This window comes from Enterobacter cloacae complex sp. 2021EL-01169, assembly GCF_020733125.1.
Taxonomy (GTDB): domain Bacteria; phylum Pseudomonadota; class Gammaproteobacteria; order Enterobacterales; family Enterobacteriaceae; genus Enterobacter; species Enterobacter roggenkampii.
The window spans coordinates 1-19,269 of sequence record NZ_JAJFTC010000011.1 but is presented as its reverse complement, the minus strand read 5'-3'; the positions used below and the strand labels follow the sequence as shown (position 1 = coordinate 19,269).

17 protein-coding genes are annotated in these 19,269 nt (G+C 56.8%); 10 read left to right on the top strand and 7 right to left on the bottom strand.

The features are described from left to right. The first annotated feature begins 34 nt into the window (after positions 1 to 34). Together LLF79_RS20530 and LLF79_RS20525 are read left to right on the top strand one after the other, a co-directional pair. Complete coding sequence (locus tag LLF79_RS20530) at positions 35 to 778, top strand: DeoR/GlpR family DNA-binding transcription regulator (protein WP_039024293.1); 744 nt, start codon at positions 35 to 37, stop codon at positions 776 to 778. 13 nt (positions 779 to 791) lie between these two features. Then, positions 792 to 1,859: an oxidoreductase gene (locus tag LLF79_RS20525; RefSeq protein WP_227880294.1), complete on the top strand. Its 1,068-nt coding sequence runs from the start codon at positions 792 to 794 to the stop codon at positions 1,857 to 1,859. Positions 1,860 to 1,957: 98 nt separating this feature from the next. Here LLF79_RS20525 and cybB read toward each other — a convergent pair whose 3' ends face one another. Next, positions 1,958 to 2,488: a cytochrome b561 gene (cybB, locus tag LLF79_RS20520; protein ID WP_021242559.1), complete on the bottom strand. Its 531-nt coding sequence runs from the start codon at positions 2,486 to 2,488 to the stop codon at positions 1,958 to 1,960. A gap of 189 nt (positions 2,489 to 2,677) precedes the next feature. Between cybB and gap the strand changes: the two genes are divergently transcribed. After that, complete coding sequence (gene gap, locus LLF79_RS20515; protein ID WP_025911237.1) at positions 2,678 to 3,679, top strand: type I glyceraldehyde-3-phosphate dehydrogenase; 1,002 nt, start codon at positions 2,678 to 2,680, stop codon at positions 3,677 to 3,679. Positions 3,680 to 3,737: 58 nt separating this feature from the next. On the opposite strand, the gene LLF79_RS20510 is transcribed toward gap, so the two are convergent. After that, a complete protein-coding gene (locus tag LLF79_RS20510) occupies positions 3,738 to 4,532 on the bottom strand; it encodes a YdcF family protein (RefSeq protein WP_115465452.1) in 795 nt (264 codons plus the stop codon). A gap of 327 nt (positions 4,533 to 4,859) precedes the next feature. On the opposite strand from LLF79_RS20510, the gene LLF79_RS20505 reads away from it, so the two are divergent. From LLF79_RS20505 to LLF79_RS20485, 5 genes are all read left to right on the top strand, one after another. Then, on the top strand, positions 4,860 to 6,179 hold the full coding sequence (locus LLF79_RS20505; protein ID WP_227880293.1) for an MFS transporter: 1,320 nt from the start codon (positions 4,860 to 4,862) through the stop codon (positions 6,177 to 6,179). 158 nt (positions 6,180 to 6,337) lie between these two features. Continuing rightward, positions 6,338 to 7,990, top strand: a complete 1,653-nt coding sequence (locus LLF79_RS20500; RefSeq protein ID WP_008502308.1) for an MFS transporter — start codon at positions 6,338 to 6,340, stop codon at positions 7,988 to 7,990. A gap of 22 nt (positions 7,991 to 8,012) precedes the next feature. Further along, entirely contained in the window at positions 8,013 to 9,095 is a 1,083-nt protein-coding gene (locus tag LLF79_RS20495) for an HlyD family secretion protein (protein ID WP_227880291.1), read from the top strand. Next, the gene (locus LLF79_RS20490; RefSeq protein ID WP_227880289.1) at positions 9,092 to 10,471 is read left to right on the top strand and encodes an efflux transporter outer membrane subunit; all 1,380 of its coding nucleotides are present in this window, start codon (positions 9,092 to 9,094) and stop codon (positions 10,469 to 10,471) included. The genes LLF79_RS20495 and LLF79_RS20490 overlap by 4 nt, the downstream gene beginning before the upstream one ends. 84 nt (positions 10,472 to 10,555) lie before the next feature. Further along, the gene (locus tag LLF79_RS20485; protein WP_008502311.1) at positions 10,556 to 11,215 is read left to right on the top strand and encodes an O-methyltransferase; all 660 of its coding nucleotides are present in this window, start codon (positions 10,556 to 10,558) and stop codon (positions 11,213 to 11,215) included. Between the two features lie 82 nt (positions 11,216 to 11,297). Here LLF79_RS20485 and hrpA read toward each other — a convergent pair whose 3' ends face one another. Beyond that, entirely contained in the window at positions 11,298 to 15,200 is a 3,903-nt protein-coding gene (gene hrpA, locus LLF79_RS20480; RefSeq protein WP_227880288.1) for an ATP-dependent RNA helicase HrpA, read from the bottom strand. Between the two features lie 205 nt (positions 15,201 to 15,405). Between hrpA and azoR the strand changes: the two genes are divergently transcribed. After that, positions 15,406 to 16,011, top strand: a complete 606-nt coding sequence (gene azoR / locus LLF79_RS20475) for an FMN-dependent NADH-azoreductase (RefSeq protein ID WP_008502313.1) — start codon at positions 15,406 to 15,408, stop codon at positions 16,009 to 16,011. 90 nt (positions 16,012 to 16,101) lie between these two features. Beyond that, positions 16,102 to 16,788, top strand: a complete 687-nt coding sequence (locus tag LLF79_RS20470; RefSeq protein WP_227880287.1) for an RluA family pseudouridine synthase — start codon at positions 16,102 to 16,104, stop codon at positions 16,786 to 16,788. Between the two features lie 7 nt (positions 16,789 to 16,795). Here LLF79_RS20470 and LLF79_RS20465 read toward each other — a convergent pair whose 3' ends face one another. The 4 genes from LLF79_RS20465 to LLF79_RS20455 form a co-directional block, all read right to left on the bottom strand. Further along, positions 16,796 to 17,335 carry a DUF2058 domain-containing protein gene (locus LLF79_RS20465; protein ID WP_008502315.1) on the bottom strand — a complete coding sequence of 180 codons (540 nt, stop codon included), beginning with the start codon at positions 17,333 to 17,335 and terminating at the stop codon, positions 16,796 to 16,798. A gap of 154 nt (positions 17,336 to 17,489) precedes the next feature. Beyond that, positions 17,490 to 17,981 (bottom strand): type VI secretion system tube protein Hcp, encoded by a 492-nt coding sequence (locus tag LLF79_RS20460; protein ID WP_032651857.1) that lies wholly within the window; start codon positions 17,979 to 17,981, stop codon positions 17,490 to 17,492. 1 nt (position 17,982) lies between these two features. Further along, positions 17,983 to 18,321: a lipoprotein gene (locus LLF79_RS27090; RefSeq protein ID WP_331282856.1), complete on the bottom strand. Its 339-nt coding sequence runs from the start codon at positions 18,319 to 18,321 to the stop codon at positions 17,983 to 17,985. A 14-nt stretch (positions 18,322 to 18,335) separates the two neighbouring features. Next, complete coding sequence (locus LLF79_RS20455) at positions 18,336 to 18,899, bottom strand: type IV secretion protein Rhs (protein ID WP_084832081.1); 564 nt, start codon at positions 18,897 to 18,899, stop codon at positions 18,336 to 18,338. Between the last annotated feature and the right edge of the window lie 370 nt (positions 18,900 to 19,269).

Genomic DNA, 19,269 nt, shown 5'->3' with positions numbered 1-19,269 from the left:
CAAACTATTGCGATATTTTGCAGGAATGTAACCGATGCACAAAACTGCACGACAGCGCCACGTTCTGGATATCCTGAGCGAGCAAGGCCAGGCCAGCATCACCGAACTGGCAGAAAAGCTGCAGGTTTCAGCCGATACCATCCGTCGGGATCTGACCGACCTGGAGAACCAGGGCCTGGCGCAGAAGAACCACGGCGGAGCCATCGCGCTGAATCTCTCCGCCATGAACCGTCAGGGCCGCAATACGCTGCTGCCGGAAACCAAACAGCGCCTCGGAAAACAGGTCGCCCTGCAGGTCCCTGCGGGTTCTACCCTGTTTCTGGATGCGGGCAGCACGGTGATGGCTGTCGCCTCCTTTCTTCGCGGGCCGCTCACCGTCATAACCACGTCGCTGGATATCGCCCAGCATTTTAGCGACCGGGAAGACGTTGAACTGATCCTGCTCGGGGGGAAATGGGACCAGCAGCAGCGCCTGTTTGCCGGAAGCGCCACGTTGTCGTTGCTGTCCCGTTATCGGGCAGATATCGCCATCCTCGGGGCGTGCGCCATTCATGCCGAACTCGGTTTGAGCGCCGGTAAAGAAGCGGATGCCGAGGTTAAGCGCGCGATGCTTGACGCAAGCCATGCGCACTGGATTGTTGCCGACCACCTGAAAGTCAACCGCTGCGAGCCGTATCTGGTTTCCGGGTTATCCAACATTCAACAACTCTTTTTAGATCGTCCCTGGCCTGAGCTTGGGGACCCTGGCGCATTGCAGGTCACGGTGTGCGCGAATTAACGTGGAGAAGTTCATGAGTACAGTTCGAACAATTAACATTGCGCTGATCGGGTATGGATTTGTGGGCAAAACCTTCCATGCCCCGTTAATCCAGTCTGTGGATGGGCTTAAGCTGGCCGTGGTCTCTTCTCGTGATGAAGAGAAGGTTAAACGCGATCTGCCGGACGTAGAGGTGGTCGCCACCCCTGAAGAGGCTATTCAGCATCCTGATGTTGACCTGGTGGTGATTGCCTCCCCCAACGCCACGCACGCCCCGCTGGCGACGCTGGCTCTGAACGCCGGCAAGCATGTCGTGGTGGATAAGCCCTTCACCCTCGACATGCAGGAAGCCCGCGACCTGATTGCGCTGGCGGAGGAAAAGCAGCGTCTGCTCTCCGTCTTCCACAACCGCCGCTGGGACAGCGATTTCCTCGGCATTAAGCAGATTATTGAGCAGGGCACGCTCGGCAAGATTAAACATCTGGAGTCGCATATTGACCGCTTCCGCCCGGAAGTGCGCGTGCGCTGGCGCGAGCAGAACGTCCCCGGAAGTGGCTTATGGTTTGACCTGGGTCCTCATCTTATCGACCAGACGCTGCAGCTCTTTGGCCTGCCGCAGTCGGTTCAGGGGAATATCGCGACGCTTCGCGACGGTGCAGAAATCAACGACTGGGCGCACGTGGTCTTAAACTACCCGGAGCATAAGGTGATTCTGCACGCCAGCATGCTGGTGGCGGGCGGTACGGCGCGCTTTGCCGTCCACGGGGAAAAGGGCAGCGTGGTGAAGGCCAGAATCGATCAGCAGGAAGCACAGCTGCTCTCCGGGGTGATCCCCGGCAGTGAGGCATGGGGCGAAGACAGCGACAACATGGTGTTCTTTGGCGCTGACGGTGCATCGCAGACGATCCCTACCCCGAAAGGCGATCAGCGCCAGTATTACATCAACGTGCGTGATGCGCTACGCGGGGAAATCGCCAATCCGGTCCACCCGGTTGAGGCATTGGCGGTAATGGCTGTCCTGGAAGCGGCGGTGACGTCGTCGGAAACGGGGTCAACGCAGACGCTGGCGTTAACGGCTGAAGAGCGTGCTCTGTTGGGTTAAAAAACAAGCCGGGTGACGCGTAGCGCTCCCGGCCTACGATTCTGGAATTGCATCGTAGGCCGGGGAAGGCATAGCCGCCACCCGGCAAGCGTTAAAGACTACGAACGCTTTTTCGGCATCATGCGCAGAAGGGTATTATCTTTCCAGAAATAGTGATGCATCAGCGCCGCCGCGGCGTGCAGGCCAATCACAAAATAGCCCAGATTTGCCAGCGTCTCGTGCCACTCTTTCAGCATATCTACCAGGTCAAAATTGGACTCCGCCGCATGCGGCATCGCCAGGCCAAAAGCAAACCAGTCGCTGCCCCGGTTATACATCATCACAATGCCAATCAGCGGCAGCGCAATAAACAGCAGATACACCACCAGATGCCCCAGATGAGACATCCCCGTCACCATCGCTTTTGGCTTCGGTTGAATCGGTGGTGCACGGAATTTCAGGCGAACCAGCAGACGCGTCACCATCAGCACCAGGATACTGATCCCGCATGAGACGTGGATCATGTTGATCGTCGGGCGCGCGGTGCGCGGGAAGAAACCTCTGAACTCCATGGCGCAGTAGGCGACGATGATTAACAGAAACACCAGCCAGTGGATGCCGATTTGCAGGCTTGTATATTTAGTGCGCATGTGATTTCTCGATTAAAAACAGTTACCGCGCCAACATAATCTCCTTTCCTTAAAAATTCATTAACTTTTCTGTATGGTTTTTCAAATACATCCTCCCGCATGAAGCATCTTCAATTGCCGCCCTGCCCGTGATGGTCTAAGCCTGGATGAGTTCAAACTGTCACATCGACACGTTTACAGGAGAACACCATGAGTAAAATTGGCATTAACGGATTTGGACGCATCGGACGTCTTGTTCTGCGCCGCCTTCTTGAAACCCAGGACAGTAATACCGTCGTCGCCATCAACGACCTCACCTCTCCCAAAGTGCTGGCCTACCTGCTCAGGCACGATTCCAACTACGGTGGCTTCCCGTGGAGCGTGGATTTCACCGAGGATGCGCTGATCGTTGACGGTAAAACCATCGCGGTGTATGCCGAAAAAGAGGCAAAGCACATTCCGTGGAAAACCGCGGGCGTGGATATCGTCGTGGAGTGCACCGGCTTTTATACGTCTGAAGAGAAATCACGGGCGCACCTGGACGCGGGCGCGAAGAAGGTGCTGATCTCTGCGCCCGCGGGGGACATGAAAACCATCGTCTACAGCGTGAACGACGAGACCATTGACGCCAGTGATACCATTATTTCCGTCGCCTCCTGCACCACCAACTGCCTCGCCCCGCTGGCAAAAGCCCTGAACGATGCGTTTGAAATTAAGGTGGGCACCATGACCACCATTCATGCCTATACCGGTACCCAGGCGCTGGTGGATGGCCCGCGCGGGAAAGATCTTCGCGCCTCCCGGGCGGCGGCAGAGAATATCATTCCGCACACCACCGGCGCCGCCAAAGCCATTGGTCTGGTGATCCCTGCGCTCAGCGGCAAACTGAAAGGCCACGCCCAGCGCGTGCCGGTTAAAACGGGCTCCGTGACCGAACTGGTGGCCATTCTGGGCAAGAAAGTGACCGTTGAGGAGATCAACGCCGCGCTGAAAAAGGCCACTCAGGGCAATAAATCCTTCGGGTATACCGATGAAGAGATTGTGTCGTCAGATGTGATTGGCTCGCATTATGGTTCGGTGTTTGACGCCACGCAGACGGAGGTGTCAGAAGCGGGAGACCTTCAGCTGGTGAAAGCCGTTGCCTGGTATGACAACGAGTATGGGTTTGTGACGCAGCTGGTGCGGACGCTGGATAAGTTTGCGGCGCTGTGATTTTCCCCCCCCCTCACCCTAACCCTCTCCCCAAAGGGGCGAGGGGATTGTTCCGTGCCTAAATTATTTTACGTGCGCCCTTCAGGACAGGATCCTGCTGTAGCTGTTTCCACGCGGCCATGACGGCCTCGGGGAATTCAACGTGAGCAATATAATCCCGCCCGGCCGGGCCATAGCCGTTAGCGTCGTCATACAGGCGCGGCAGCTCCCCCATAACCAGTGAAAGGTAACGGTCAACGGGCCACAGCCCGGTGTGGCCCTCGCTGAATTCCACGCCCTCGTTACCGTTTTGCAGCGTCGGCGTAAACCCCGGATGGCTGACCCACTGCGGTGAAACGGGCTCATCACGACACACGCGGGCAAACGTCGCCATCGTGCGGCGCTGCATCGTCGGATCCTGCACCACCAGCACCCGCCCGGTCGTTCGATGACGCTGTTTCAGCATGTTCCAGCTAAAGCGCGCGTTTTCACCGCAGTTGGTGGAGCGATCCTCAACCCACAGACGCGCCTCGGGGATCTGCCAGAACGCCCGCGCAATGTCGGCAAGAATGCTCGCTTCGGCCCGCCCTGTGACCGGTACGGTGTGGTAACGCGGATGATTGCCAATGGCGGTATATAAAAAGGGGGTCGAATGGCCGATGCCGCCGCTGATCAGAAGCGGTACATCTCTCTGGGCGGCAATACGGCAGGCCGCGTCAATGGTTGGGATCACCGCGTTTCCGGCCAGAATCACCGCATCGACTTCCGGGAGCGGACTCGTCGCGCTCAGGTCGTCCTGCGCCAGCCATTCACCGACAGTATTGAAGGCCGCCAGCGTGGCATCCGCCAGAACGGGAAAATGGGGCTGAACCATGGTGAACTCCTCACGTTGTTGAAGCGCCGAATTTATCATTTTTCTGAAATAACCAGAAACATCCAAAAATCATCGGGTTGCACCTGGCTATTATGCTTTTGATTTCCAGCCCTACAAAACATTGTATTGTGCAGGCGTCATGAAAAAGCACCCAACGCTGCTTATTTCGCCGTGATCTGACCAGTTTTATCCCCCCTGCGCTTGCCAAAGACAACATCCAACCCTAAGTTGCTTAACAATTTCACAACCTTTTTTATCATCACAGGTTGCACCTGAAGCGCGCCAGGTGACACCTCTCTCATCATCAACGTGGCGGGGTTTCAGGTCATGACAGAACATGAAAGTACGACGACGGTGTTACGTAAAAATAAAAAGGTGTTAATCGCCAGCCTTACCGGGAGCGCCATTGAATGGTTTGACTATTTTCTCTACGGTACGGCGGCCGCGCTGGTCTTCAATAAGATCTTTTTCCCGATGGTCGATCCGGTGATCGGACTCATCCTCTCTTATCTCTCTTTCTCATTAACCTTCTTTATTCGCCCCATTGGCGGGGTACTTTTCGCCCACATCGGCGACCGCATCGGACGTAAAAAAAACCTCGTGCTGACCCTCTCTTTGATGGGAGGTGCAACCGTTATGATTGGCCTGCTGCCCACGTATGAGATGATTGGCCTCTGGGCGCCTGCTCTGCTGATCCTGATGCGCATCATTCAGGGGATGGGCATCGGCGGTGAATGGGGCGGCGCGCTGCTGCTGGCCTATGAATACGCGCCAGAAAAACGTAAAGGCTTCTTCGGCAGTATTCCGCAGGCGGGCGTCACCATCGGCATGCTGATGGCAACCTTTATCGTGTCGCTGATGACCCTGTTCAGCGAGGAGGATTTTCTCTCCTGGGGCTGGCGCATCCCGTTCCTGCTGAGCTCGGTGCTGGTGTTGCTCGGCCTGTGGATCCGCAAAGATATTGATGAAACGCCCGATTTTCAGCGAGTCAAAGCGTCCGGTCAGGTGGCGAAGGCTCCCCTGCGCGATACGCTGAAACATCACTGGCGTGAAGTGCTGATTGCCGCCGGTTTGAAGGTGGTTGAAACCGCGCCGTTCTATATTTTCTCGACCTTCGTGGTGAGCTATGCCACCAGCACGCTGACGTATCAGAAATCGCAGGCGCTGGAAGCCGTGACGCTGGGAGCCCTGGTGGCGACCATTATGATCCCGCTAATGGGGCTGCTCTCCGATAAGCTAGGCCGTCAGCGCATGTACGCAATCAGCGTCTTCGTGCTGGGCCTGTTTATCGTACCGTGGTTTATGCTGCTCAATACCGGCACCACGTGGGGTATCGTGCTCGCGACGGTCATCGCCTTTGGCGTGTTGTGGGCCCCTGTCACGGCGGTACTCGGCACGCTGTGCTCTGAAATCTTTAGCGCAAACGTGCGCTACACCGGCATTACGCTCGGGTATCAGCTGGGTGCCGCGCTGGCTGGCGGTACCGCGCCGCTGATTGCCACCGGCCTGCTGGCAAAATACGACGGCGACTGGGTGCCGGTGGCCTGGTATCTTGCCGTCACGGTGACCATTTCTTTAATCGCGATTTTCTGCGCCAGCCGCGTTAAGCGCGCCACTCTCATCCAGGCGCAGCCCGAACGTCTCTGACCCTTCCCGGCCCGTCCTGCGGGCCGCTCTTTTTCCTTAAATTTCCCTTCACCATTTGATTAACATGCGTAAATCATATTCACTTGAATTATCATTTGCGGGAGTCGTAGAATCGCTAGCCCGCTAATTATTCAATCATTTCTAAGGTAAACGACGTTATGCGCCTGCCCGAACGCGACCCTTATGCTCCTCGCGAGTGGCAGCCACATGAGAAACCCGCCCTGCTGGGTTCGCCCTCCACGCCCGAACACAGTACGCCAAAACGCATTGCCTATGGCGTCGTGGGCCTGCTGGTCTGCCTGACGGGAGCGCTGGGGAATGCGGTGGTAACCGCCAACCTGCAAAATTTGCAGGGGACCTTCGGCGCCTGGTCAACCGAAATCGCCTGGCTGCCCGCGGTTTATGTGATGACCAACATCTCCATCAACCTGCTGCTGGTTAAATTCCGCCAGCAGTACGGCCTGCGCGCCTTTACGGAAGGTTTTCTGGTGCTGTACGTGCTGGTCACCTTTTTCCACCTGTTCGTTAACGATCTCAGCTCGGCGCTGATGGTGCGCGCCGCGCACGGCATGGTTGCCGCCGCGCTTAGCTCGCTGGGGATTTACTATCAGATCCAGGCCTGGCCTGCGAAGCACCGCCTGAAGGCGCTGACCATCGGCATCACCGGTTCATCACTCGCCATCCCGCTGGCGCGCCTGTTTTCAACCGAGCTGCTGCAGCTGGACGAGTGGCGCGGGCTCTATTTCTTCGAGCTGGGACTGGCGCTGATCTCCCTGGCCTGCGTCATCGCCTTAAAACTGCCGCCGGGCGACCGGCGCAAGGTCTTTGAGAAAAAAGACTTTATCACCTTCTTTTTACTGGCTCCCGGGATGGCCCTGCTCTGTGCCGTCCTCTCTCTGGGCCGCCTTGACTGGTGGTTCGAAGCGCCGTGGATCGGCTGGTCGCTGGCGCTATCGCTGGTGCTGATTGTCGCAGCCATCGTCTTTGAACATAACCGCAGCAACCCGCTGCTGAACACCCGCTGGCTGTCGAGCGGCAGCATCGTCCGCCTGGGGCTGATTATGCTGCTGATCCGTATCGTGCTGGCAGAGCAGAACACCGGCGTCATCGGCTGGCTGCAGTACGTGGGCTTACAGAACGAGCAGATGACGCATCTGGCGTGGTCCATTTTCGCCGGGATCGTCTGCGGGATTGTCACCAGCTGTCTCACCATCAAGCCGACGAAACTGGCGTGGCCAATCATCACGTCTCTGGCGCTGATGATTGTTGCCTCGCTGCTGGACAGCCAGTCCAACAACCTGACCCGTCCGGATCAGCTGATGGTAAGCCAGTTCCTGCTGGGCTTCGGTAGCGCCTTCTTCCTGGCGCCCGCTATGCTGGCCGCCATTGGCGGGGTGATCGCCGACCCGCGTAACCTGGTCAGCTTCTCGGTGATGTTTGGCATGAGCCAGAACCTGGGCGGCCTGCTGGGCTCCGCGATCCTCGGCACCTTCCAGACCTGGCGCGAGAAATACCACTCCAGCCTGCTGGCGGACCAGCTCACCACGCTCAACCCGCTGGTCAACGAGCGAATTCAGCTTTATACCCAAATGTACAAAAGCCTGATTGGCGACAGCGCGCTGCTGGGCACCCAGGCGATAACGCAGCTGCAAACGGTCACCGCGCTGGAGGCGAATATTCTGGCTTATAACGATACTTATCTGCTGACGGCGAGCATCGCTGCCGCCACGCTGGTCTGGATTTTATGGCGCTTGCTGCGCCTGCGCATCACTGCCCGTCTGGCGCTGAAGAACGCCACCGGCAACAAATAATTGAAAGAGTTCTGGAGAGTTTATGAGTCAGCAGGATGCCGCCAAAGAGCAGGCCAACACCCGCAAAAATGTGCGCATTGTTTCCGTTTTCACCGCCGCCGCCATCGGTATTGTCGGCGTGCTGGTGATCCTTTATGCGTGGCAACTGCCGCCGTTCACCCGTCACGCGCAGTTTACCGATAACGCCTACGTGCGCGGCCAGACGACGTTTATCAGCCCGCAGGTGAACGGCTATATCACCGAGGTGAAGGTTCAGGACTTTGTGCAGGTCAAAAAAGGTGACCTGCTGCTGCAGATCGATGACCGTATCTATCGTCAGCGGGTGCATCAGGCAGAGGCGCAGCTGGCGATGAAAATTGCCGCCCTGAATAACAACCTGCAGCAGCGTAAAAGCGCCGAAGCAACAATCGCCAAAAATGACGCCGCGCTGAAAAATGCCCGCGCCCAGAGCCTGAAAAGCCAGGCGGATTTAAAACGGGTGAAAGAGCTGACGGCGGACGGCTCGCTTTCCATTCGCGAGCGCGACGCCGCGCTGGCCAGTGCCGCTCAGGGTAGCGCCGACATCGACCAGGCGAAAGCCGCCCTTGAGATGTCGCGTCAGGATCTGCAGACGGTGATTGTCAATCGCGGTGCGCTGGAAGCGGATGTTGAAAACGCCAAAGCGGCGCTGGAGCTGGCGCAGATTGACCTGCAAAACACCCGCATCATCGCCCCGCGCGACGGCCAGCTCGGCCAGATCGCCGTGCGTCTCGGGGCGTATGTGACCGCCGGAACCCATCTCACCACCCTGGTGCCGCCGCAGCACTGGGTCATTGCGAATATTAAAGAGACTCAGCTCGCAGAGCTGCGCGTCGGCCAGCCGGTGAAGTTCACCGTAGATGCCCTGAACAACAAGGCGTATCAGGGCCGCGTGGAGAGTATTTCCCCGGCGACCGGCGTGGAGTTCAGCGCCATCACGCCGGACAACGCCACTGGCAACTTTGTCAAAATCGCCCAGCGTATTCCGGTGCGCATTGAGGTGCTCGGTAAGCCAGAAGATTCCGCGCTGCTGCGTCCGGGTATGTCGGTACAGGTGACCATTGATACGCGGGAGGCGAAGCAATGATCCTTCGCCCGATTGCCGCGCTGGCGGCGGCGGTCATGCTGGCCGGATGCCAGTCCGCAGACGTAAAACCGGCGCAGCCGACGCTGCAAATTCCTGCGCAGTGGCGCACCGTCTCCGGCCCTGCCACCCCGGCGGAGCAGCTCTGGTGGCGCAATTTTCATGACAACCACCTCAATCGCTATGTGGATCAGGCGCTTAAGAATAACAGCGACGTGCTGATCGCCCGCGAACGAATTAACGAGTATCAGGCGCGGGTCTATGCAGCTGACGGGAGCCTGTTTCCTTCGCTTGACGCGGGCGTAACCGGGATGCGCGCCCGTTCACAATCCGCCGCTACCGGGCTGCCGGTTTACGGCACGCTGTACAGAGGGAGCCTGACGGCGAGCTATGACGTGGATATCTGGGGCGTCAACCGCAGCACGGCCAATGCCGCCGAGGCCTCGCTGGCGGCGCAAAAAGCCGCCGCCGCGGCCGCGGATTTGACCGTCGCCTCGTCTGTGGCATCCGGGTATGTCACCCTGCTCTCGCTTGACGAGCAGCTGCGGGTGACCCAGTCCACGCTGAAATCGCGCGAGGAGGCGTTTAACCTCGCGAAGCGTCAGTTTGAGACGGGCTACAGCTCGCGCCTGGAGCTGATGCAGTCGGATTCCGAACTTCGCTCAACGCGGGCGCAGGTGCCCGTGCTGCAGCACCAGATTGCACAGCAGGAGAATGCCCTCAGCCTGCTGCTGGGAAGCAACCCGGGCGACGTGGCGCGCAGTGAAAGCTTTGCAGCACTGACGCCGCTAACGCTGCCGTCGCAGCTGCCTTCTACGCTGCTGAACCGCAGGCCGGATATCGTCCAGGCCGAACGCCAGCTGGTGGCGGCGGATGCCTCGCTCGCGGCGTCGCGCGCCAGCCTGCTGCCGTCGATCAACCTGACCGCGACAGGATCGGTTCAGGATCGCACCCTTTCCGGCCTGCTGGACAACCCGCTTCAGCTCTGGAGCGTCGGAGGCAGTATTCTCGCCCCGCTGCTGAACCGCCAGGCGCTGAATGCGCAGGTGGACATTTCTCAGTCCCAGCGTAACCAGGCGCTGTACGCCTATGAAAAAACCGTGCGTAACGCGTTTGCCGAAGTGAACAACAGCCTTGATGCGATAAGTCGCTATCAGGAACAGCTGACGGAGCTGCTTGCCCAGCAGGATGTGGCCCAGGAGACGCTGCGCATTGCGCAGAATCGCTATCGCAACGGCTACTCCTCCTATCTGGACGTGCTGGACGCGCAGCGCACGCTGTTCTCGGTCCAGACCAGCGTCGTGCAGGTGAAAAACAACCTGCTGCTGGCGCAGATTGATTTGTATAAAGCGCTGGGCGGCGGCTGGGTCAATGTCTGAAGGCGCTTAACGGGCCTGGATTTCGTCACGTAGGCCGGGTAAGGCGCAGCCGCCACCCGGCGATTCCCCCTCAGGAGACAATCTATGCAACAACAGTGGTCTGCAGTTGATAATTTCATGATTTCTTCGCTTATTCCTGACGATGACGTACTGAATCAGGTGCTGGAAAACAACAAACGCGCCGGGCTGCCTGAACATGATGTCGCGGCCAATCAGGGGCAGCTGCTGGCGCTGTTCGTGCGCATGACGCAGGCAAGACGCATTCTTGAGATCGGGACGCTGGGTGCCTACAGCTCAATCTGGATGGCGCGCGCGCTGCCGCCGGACGGTAAGCTGATTACGCTTGAGGCCGATCCCACGCATGCCCGCGTTGCGCGCGAGAATATTCAGCTTGCGGGGTTAAACGAACGCATTGAATTAATTGAAGGCCCGGCGCTGAGCTCGCTGGAGAATTTCGGCGAGGTTCCGCCGTTCGACCTGATCTTTATTGATGCCGATAAGCCGAACAATCCCGGCTATCTGGAATGGGCGCTGCACTACTCCCGCCCCGGTACGGTGATTATCGGCGATAACGTGGTCCGTGATGGCGAAGTCATTAACGGCCAAAGCGACGACGCGCGCGTGCTGGGCGTGCGGCGTTTTATTGAAATGATGGGCGATAACCCGCGCTTAACCGCCACCGCGCTGCAAACGGTGGGGATTAAGGGATGGGATGGGTTTACGCTGGCGATTGTAGAACGATAACCAGCCCGGTGGCGGCTTTGCCTTACCCGGCCTACATTTCGCACTCGTAGGCCCGGTAGGCGCAGCGCCACCGGGCAAGGGTTTAACCGGAAATCTGCTCCATCGCCTGCAAAATACGCTTATCCGAAATCGGATACGGCGTACCGAGCTGCTGGGCAAAGAAGCTGACGCGCAGCTCCTCGATCATCCAGCGGATCGCCTGCACGTCTTCATCGTCGCGGCGCGCTGGCGGCAGCTTGTTCAGCCACTGCTGCCACGCCTGCTGGACGCTCTCCACTTTCAGCATCTGCGCGCGATCGCGGTGCGGGTCGATAGCCATTTTCTCCAGCCGTTTTTCAATCGCCTGCAGATAGCGCAGCGTATCGCCGAGACGGTTGAAGCCGTTGCCGGTGACAAAGCCGCGGTAAACCAGCCCCGCCATCTGCGCCTTCACGTCCGACAGGCCCAGCGCCATGGTCATATCCACGCGCCCTTTCAGACGCTTGTTGATGTTGAACACGGTGGTGAGGATCTGCTCGACCTGTTTGGCAATCTCCACCACGGTGTCGTTCAGCTCCGCACGCACCTTCTCGTGAAGCTGAGCAAAGTCCTCTTCCGTCCAGACCGGGCCGCCCGCCTCGTGGATCAGTTTGTCCACGCCGCAGGAGATGCAGTCGTCAATCAGATCCAGCACCTTGCCGTACGGGTTAAAGTAGAGCCCCAACTTGGCCTTGTTCGGCAGCTTCTCGTGCAGATACTTGATCGGCGACGGGATGTTGAGCAGCAGCAGGCGACGCAGCCCGCGCCACATCATCTGCTGCTGTTCCTGCGGGTTATCAAACAGTTTGATCGCCACGCTGTCGCGCTCGTCCACCAGCGCAGGCCAGGCTTTCACCTTATAGTTGCCGCGCTTCTGCTCGTAGCTTTCCGGAAGCTGGCCAAAGCTCCAGATGTGCAGCCCGCTCTGCTCGATGCCGTCGTCGGCCACCGCAGAGAGCGTCTCCTGGACTTTGCCTTTTAGCGCCTCTTTCAGTTCGACGAGCGAACGCCCTTCCTGCAGCTTTTTGTTTTTATCGTCCACCACGCGGAAGGTGATTTTCAGGTGATCGGGCACCTGATCCCAGTTCCAGTCGTCGCGGTCGATGGTCGTTCCTGTCATGCGGCGGAACTCGCGCTCCAGCGCGTCCAGCAGCGGCAGCTCCAGCGGCGTGACGCGGCCCAAAAACGCTTCCGCGTAATTTGGCGCAGGCACAAAGTTGCGGCGCACCGGTTTCGGCAGGGATTTGATCAGCGCAATCACCAGCTCGCGGCGCAGGCCGGGAATTTGCCACTCGAACCCGCTCTCGTCCACCTGGTTTAACAGCGGCAGCGGAATGTGGACGGTCACGCCGTCCGCGTCGGCCCCCGGCTCAAACTGATAGGTCAGCCGCAGCTTGAGGTTGCCCTGATGCCAGAAGTTCGGGTAGTCGAGCTTGCTGACCGACTCCGCCCCCTCTTTAATCAGCATGCTCTTTTCGAAGTTGAGCAGGTCCGGCGTCTCTTTGCTGGCCTTCTTCCACCAGCTGTCGAAGTGGCGGGCGGAAATCACATCGTGGCTGATGCGCTGGTCGTAAAACTCGAACAGCGCTTCATCGTCCACCAGAATGTCGCGGCGGCGGGACTTGTGCTCAAGTTCCTCCACTTCCGCGCGCAGCTTCAGGTTTTCGCGGAAGAAGGCGTGGCGCGTCTGCCAGTCTCCCTCCACCAGCGCGTGACGGATAAACAGCTCGCGGCTGAGCGCCGGATCGATCTGGCTGTAGTTGACCTTGCGCGCGGCGACCACCGGCAGGCCGTAAACGGTCACTTTTTCGGTCGCCATCACCGCGCCCTGCGCGCGCTCCCAGTGCGGTTCACTGTACGAGCGCTTAAGCAGATGTAGCGCCACCGGCTCCACCCATTCCGGATCGATACGGGCGGCAATGCGTCCCCACAGGCGGCTGGTTTCCACCAGCTCGGCAACCATGGTCCATTTCGGCGGCTTCTTGAACAGGCCAGAACCCGGGAAGATGGCGAAACGGGCGTTGCGCGCGCCGGTATACTCCTGCTTCTCGGCGTCCTTCATCCCAATGTGGGACAGCAGGCCGGTCAGCAGCGCGATATGGATTTCGCGGTACTCCGCCGGTTCGCTGTTCACCGGAATGCCCAGCTCTTTCACCACCTGGCGAAGCTGGGTATAGATATCCTGCCACTCGCGCACGCGCAGGTAGTTGAGGAAATCCACCCGGCACTGGCGGCGGAACTGGTTCGAAGAGAGCGCCTTCTGCTGCTCGCCGAGGTAGTTCCACAGGTTCACGAAGGCGAGGAAATCGGACTCTTTGTCGTGGAAGCGACGGTGCTTTTCGTCCGAGGCCTGCTGTTTGTCCATCGGACGCTCGCGCGGATCCTGAATGGAGAGCGCCGAGGTAATGATCATCGCCTCGCGCACGCAGCCGTGCTTTTGCGCTTCCAGCACCATACGCGCCAGGCGCGGGTCGACCGGGAGCTGGCTGAGCTGGCGGCCCAGCGGCGTCAGCTTATAGACCGTCGCCTGCTCGTCGGTGGTAATCGCCCCGAGCTCTTCCAGCAGACGCACGCCGTCCTGAATGTTGCGCTTATCCGGCGCTTCGACGAACGGAAACGCCGCGATGTCGCCCAGCCCCAGGGCAGTCATCTGCAGGATAACGGACGCCAGATTGGTGCGCAGAATTTCCGGGTCGGTAAATTCCGGGCGCGACAGGAAATCGTCTTCGGAATAGAGACGAATACAGATCCCTTCCGACACGCGGCCGCAGCGGCCCTTACGCTGGTTAGCAGACGCCTGCGAAACGGGCTCAATCGGCAGCCGCTGGACCTTGGTGCGGTAGCTGTAGCGGCTGATGCGCGCCGTACCCGGATCGATCACGTATTTAATCCCCGGCACGGTGAGCGAGGTTTCCGCCACGTTGGTCGCCAGGACGATGCGGCGTCCGCTGTGCGGCTGGAAGACGCGGTTCTGTTCGCTGTTGGACAGGCGGGCATACAGCGGCAGGATCTCGGTGTGGCGTAGGTCGCGCTTGCTGAGCGCATCGGCGGTATCGCGGATTTCGCGTTCGCCGCTCATGAAGATCAGGATGTCGCCCGCGCTTTCGTTGCCCAGCTCGTCAACGGCGTCGAAGATGGCCTGCAGCTGGTCGCGCTCGGTATCATCCGCCTCTTCCACAATCGGGCGATAGCGCACTTCCACGGGATACGTGCGTCCCGACACTTCAATAATCGGCGCATTGTTGAAGTGCTTCGAGAAGCGTTCCGGGTCGATGGTCGCGGAGGTGATGATCACTTTCAGATCCGGGCGACGCGGCAGCAGCTCTTTCAGGTAGCCAAGCAGGAAGTCGATGTTCAGGCTGCGCTCGTGCGCTTCGTCAATGATGATGGTGTCGTACTGCATCAGCAGGCGATCCTGCTGAATTTCCGCCAGCAGAATACCGTCGGTCATCAGCTTGACCAGGGTGTTATCGCTCACGTGGTCGCTGAAGCGCACCTTGTAGCCGATGCAGCAGCCCGGCTCCGTCTGCAGCTCTTCGGCAATACGGTTGGCGACGGTGCGCGCCGCCAGACGACGCGGCTGGGTGTGGCCAATCAGGCCTTTTATCCCGCGGCCCAGCTCCATACAGATTTTCGGCAGCTGGGTGGTTTTCCCCGAACCGGTTTCACCCGCGACAATCACCACCTGGTGGTCGCGTACGGCCTCAAGAATGTCCTGTTTCTTCTGGCTGACGGGCAGGTTTTCCGGGTAGGTAATCGCCGGGCGCGCAGCTTCGCGCAGCACAACCTTCCCTGCCGCCTGTTCAATCTCTTTCGCCATCTCCTGGTAAATGGCCTGTTGAGCATCAGGATTTTTAACCTTCTTGACGCCGTGCAGACGGCGGGCGAAGCGCTGTTTGTCGCGCAGCGTCAGAGAATCGAGCTGTTGCAGGAGCATCGGGAAGGTGAATTTTTGTTGTTCTGTCATAGCGTTAAAGGGCAGTACACGCCCTGATAAACTCTCTTTTTAATGATTGCTATAGAGTACCACACTGACGCCTTTCGTGCCTTATTCAAAAAATTCGAACATAGGCTTCGATATATTGCGCTATCTCTGTGGCAGGATTGTGAATAGAGTGTCAACAAGCAACGGGGCACCCCCCTTCAATCAAATGCAACAACAGGAATCACCCATGAGCAAAGTATTAGTTTTGAAATCCAGTATTCTGGCAGGGTACTCTCAGTCTGGTCAGCTGTCTGATTACTTCGTTGAACAGTGGCGTGAACAGCATTCTGCTGATGAAATCACCGTGCGTGACCTGGCTGCAAACCCCATTCCTGTGCTTGATGGCGAGCTGGTTGGCGCGCTGCGCCCAAGCGATGCACCGCTGTCTCCACGCCAGCAGGAAGCGCTGGCCCTGTCCGACGAGCTGATTGCTGAGCTGCAGGCGCATGACGTTATCGTCATCAACGCCCCAATGTACAACTTCAACATCCCAACCCAGCTGAAGAACTACTTCGACCTGGTGGCGCGTGCTGGCGTAACCTTCCGTTACACCGAGAACGGCCCTGAAGGTCTGGTAAAAGGCAAACGCGCTATCGTGCTGACCAGCCGCGGCGGTATCCATAAAGATACCCCAACCGACCTGGTTGCGCCGTACCTGAGCCTGTTCCTGGGCTTCATCGGCATCACTGACGTGAACTTCGTGTTCGCGGAAGGCATCGCTTACGGTCCGGAAGTGGCGACCAAAGCGCAGACCGACGCGAAAGCCGCTATCGACAGCCTGGTTGCAGCGTAAGACTTCACCCTCTCACCGCCCGGTGGGAGGGTTTTTCTTTTCCCCCGCATTTCGTTATCATCCGCTCCCACTCTCCAGCCGGGCGGCCTGATGTCTGCGATCATTGATTCTTTTATTGCCCCACCGTGTCACGATGACATTCAGATCCTCTGGCAGGATGAACATCTGCTGCTGATCGATAAGCCTTCCGGCCTGCTCAGCCTCTCGGGCAAAAATCCGCAAAACCTTGATTCCGTCCATTATCGTCTGGTCCAGACGTTCCCGGGCTGCACGCTGGTGCACCGTCTGGATTTTGGTACGTCCGGGCTGATGGTGGTTGCGCGCAATAAGGCCATCAACGCGGCACTGTGCCAGCAGTTTAGCCAGCGCAGCGTGGAGAAAGTCTACTGCGCCCTGCTTTGCGGCCACGTGGAAAATGATGAAGGGGTTATTGATGCACCGATTGCCAAAGACCCGGCGCTGTTCCCGCTGATGTCGATCTGCGCCATTACCGGTAAACCCGCCCGCTCCCGTTACCAGGTTGTGGAACGGTTTTATCAGGGGGCGGGATTACCGTTAACGCGGGTGAAACTGATCCCGGAGACCGGGCGAACCCATCAGCTGCGTATTCACTGCCAGCAGCTGGGACACCCGATTCTGGGCTGCGATCTGTATGGCGGTCTTGACGTGCCGGGTGCTGAGGAAACGCCCCGGCTGATGCTGCATGCCAGCGAGCTGAATTTTATTCATCCCGTGAGCGGCGAGCCGGTTAACGCCCGCCACGCCGCCCCGTTCTGAATGTGGTTTACCACATCAAATCGTCAGGGATTTTGAAGTCCGCGTACGGATCGTCTTCGTCCTGCTCTTCCTGGCTGAGCGCGCTGTTTAACACGATGCTGTCGGCATCGCGCTGGGCAATTTTATCGGCCACTACCGCCGGGATAATCGCGTAGTCGCAGTCACCGTTAGCATTGAGCACTAGGCGAGCAATCGCCAGACGGCCGTTGATCAGCTGGGTCTGCGTTTGCTTATCGACTTCAATCTTTTTAATCAGCGTACCGTCGGTAAAGTTAAAGGTGATGTTGCCTTTCGCCACGGTGATGCGGTTCATCTCAATCAGCTGCTTCACCTGCGCCTTAAACTCTTTCGCCAGCACGGCCTGCTTCTGCTGCTCGCTCAGCAGCTTGTCACGCTCGATCTGCGCCTTCTTGTTCTCTTCTACCGCTTCCCGAGCCTCACGCGCCTGAACGCGTGATTTCTTTGCCGTGCGCTGCACTTTCGCCGCTTTCTTGCTGCTGACGAGGCCCGCTTTCAGCATCTGCTCTTGTAAGGTGAGTTTTGTCATGATTATTTCTAAACCGGTTGGAAATTTTGGGGATTATAGCGGGAATTGAGGAAAGAGTGCGACATTAGCAGATGAAGCGTTACACATCCTGGCTGGGCGCCATATATCGCACCCAGGATCCTGATTGATAAAGATTAGCAGTAAAATCGTGATACTAGGGTTTTTGTGATGCTGCTTTTGACCACGCATCGCCATACTTAATCATGCCATCCAGGTAGTGCCATTCAATACTGTTGAAGCGTAACTTCACGGTCTCGACCATGTTATGATGATTTGAACCAGGTATATATGTGTGATTGGCATTCACTGACATGATGACAACACTCTCCATGGATATCCGATAAACTTCACGTTCAATCCCTGCATCGTTTGTCTCATAGTAGCGAATGACCGCTTTTTGCAGACGTCTCCCGTCGCAAACATACACTGCGAACAGGGGTGAAAGTTTATCCAGCTGTTTGTGTATGATAAAAGGTTCGTGTTGTCTGGTACCCCCCATTCTACCGGTATGAGGGTCGACTGGCTGGCTAATGCCGTAGCTGCTGCTCATGACTTCAACCGCACCCTCTCGACCTAACGCGAGACATTCTCCTTTTAACTGCATTCCGTTTTCATCATAAAGAAACAGGTATGCGGGTAATGACATGCTACTTTCTCCCTAAGTCGAGTATATTGCCTTGGTTATCGATTATAAAAGTATAATAAAAATTCTTTTTATTTAACGTATAATGTGCCCCATAGACAGTACCTTTAGTTAAGTTCACGTTAAAACATGTGTTCGGATATGATAATGCTAAAAAGTCTCCCTTTAATAACTCAGAATAATCTTTGCCGTTTGATGCCAGTACATAACGACTAAGGATATCTTTTTTATCGACTGTAAAGCATACCAGACCATCATAAACGTAGATAGATTGTCTTTCCCCAGACGCAGCGCCTTCTTTTCCTTTACCCGGACACCCCGTCAGAAAAATGGCAGACAGCAACAGTGATATATATCTCAACCGGGAAACCCCTCTAAAATACGTTCATACTTTTTAATCAATATCGTTACTGGTTCAGCAGGATCATAGTTTCTATAATCAAAGAGATGACTATTACCCCAAAAACCATAGCTTTTTAATAACCAGTAATCACTGACAATCGAAGCTTGTTGCTCAAGTCCGTACTCCAGTAAGTTAGTCTTATCAAGACTGTACGTATAATCAGCAGCCCAGGAGAAAGCACCACGCATACGCACCCACATACCACGTTGATGCTGCCAGACATGCATCATTTCATGCATAAAAAGATGTTGAGCATCAGTCACTGGGTGGCTAACAGGCATAGAAAAGTCATGTTCATATTTTTCAGACCTGAACCACATTTCTCCATCAGGACTCATTGCCTGGCCAGGGTTTTGAAGATTAAAAGGCAGATAACTTTCAAGGTGAATCCATACTTTATGATAGTAAATACTATACCCAAAGAGCGAACTCGCTAAATTTATTTCTCCAAGCCTGAGGCGTCGAAGTCCCCCTTCGCGAATCACTGGCCAACTGATGGAGTTTGGATAGTACACAATGGTATCCTCAGAATTTTACTCGTCGGGTAAATGCTACACGCTTAAATAATTATGAGATAGCAAGAAATCATGTTTAAGATCGCAAAATAAATAAAACCACAAACAACTCAACATTGCTGACAATACATATAAAATTCATACCAAAAATATTTTTATAAAATTAAATAAGCAACATCAATTAATCGTAACTGCGGGGTTAATAGATTGCTTTCTTTCAGATGCATAATTACGGTGTAATACACCATATTTAATGAGATGGTCACTCCCTCCTTCCCGGTACTATGCTGAGGACAGGCTTTCATTCGGAGAACTATCATGGAAAACATTGCGCTCATTGGTATCGATCTGGGTAAAAACTCTTTCCATATTC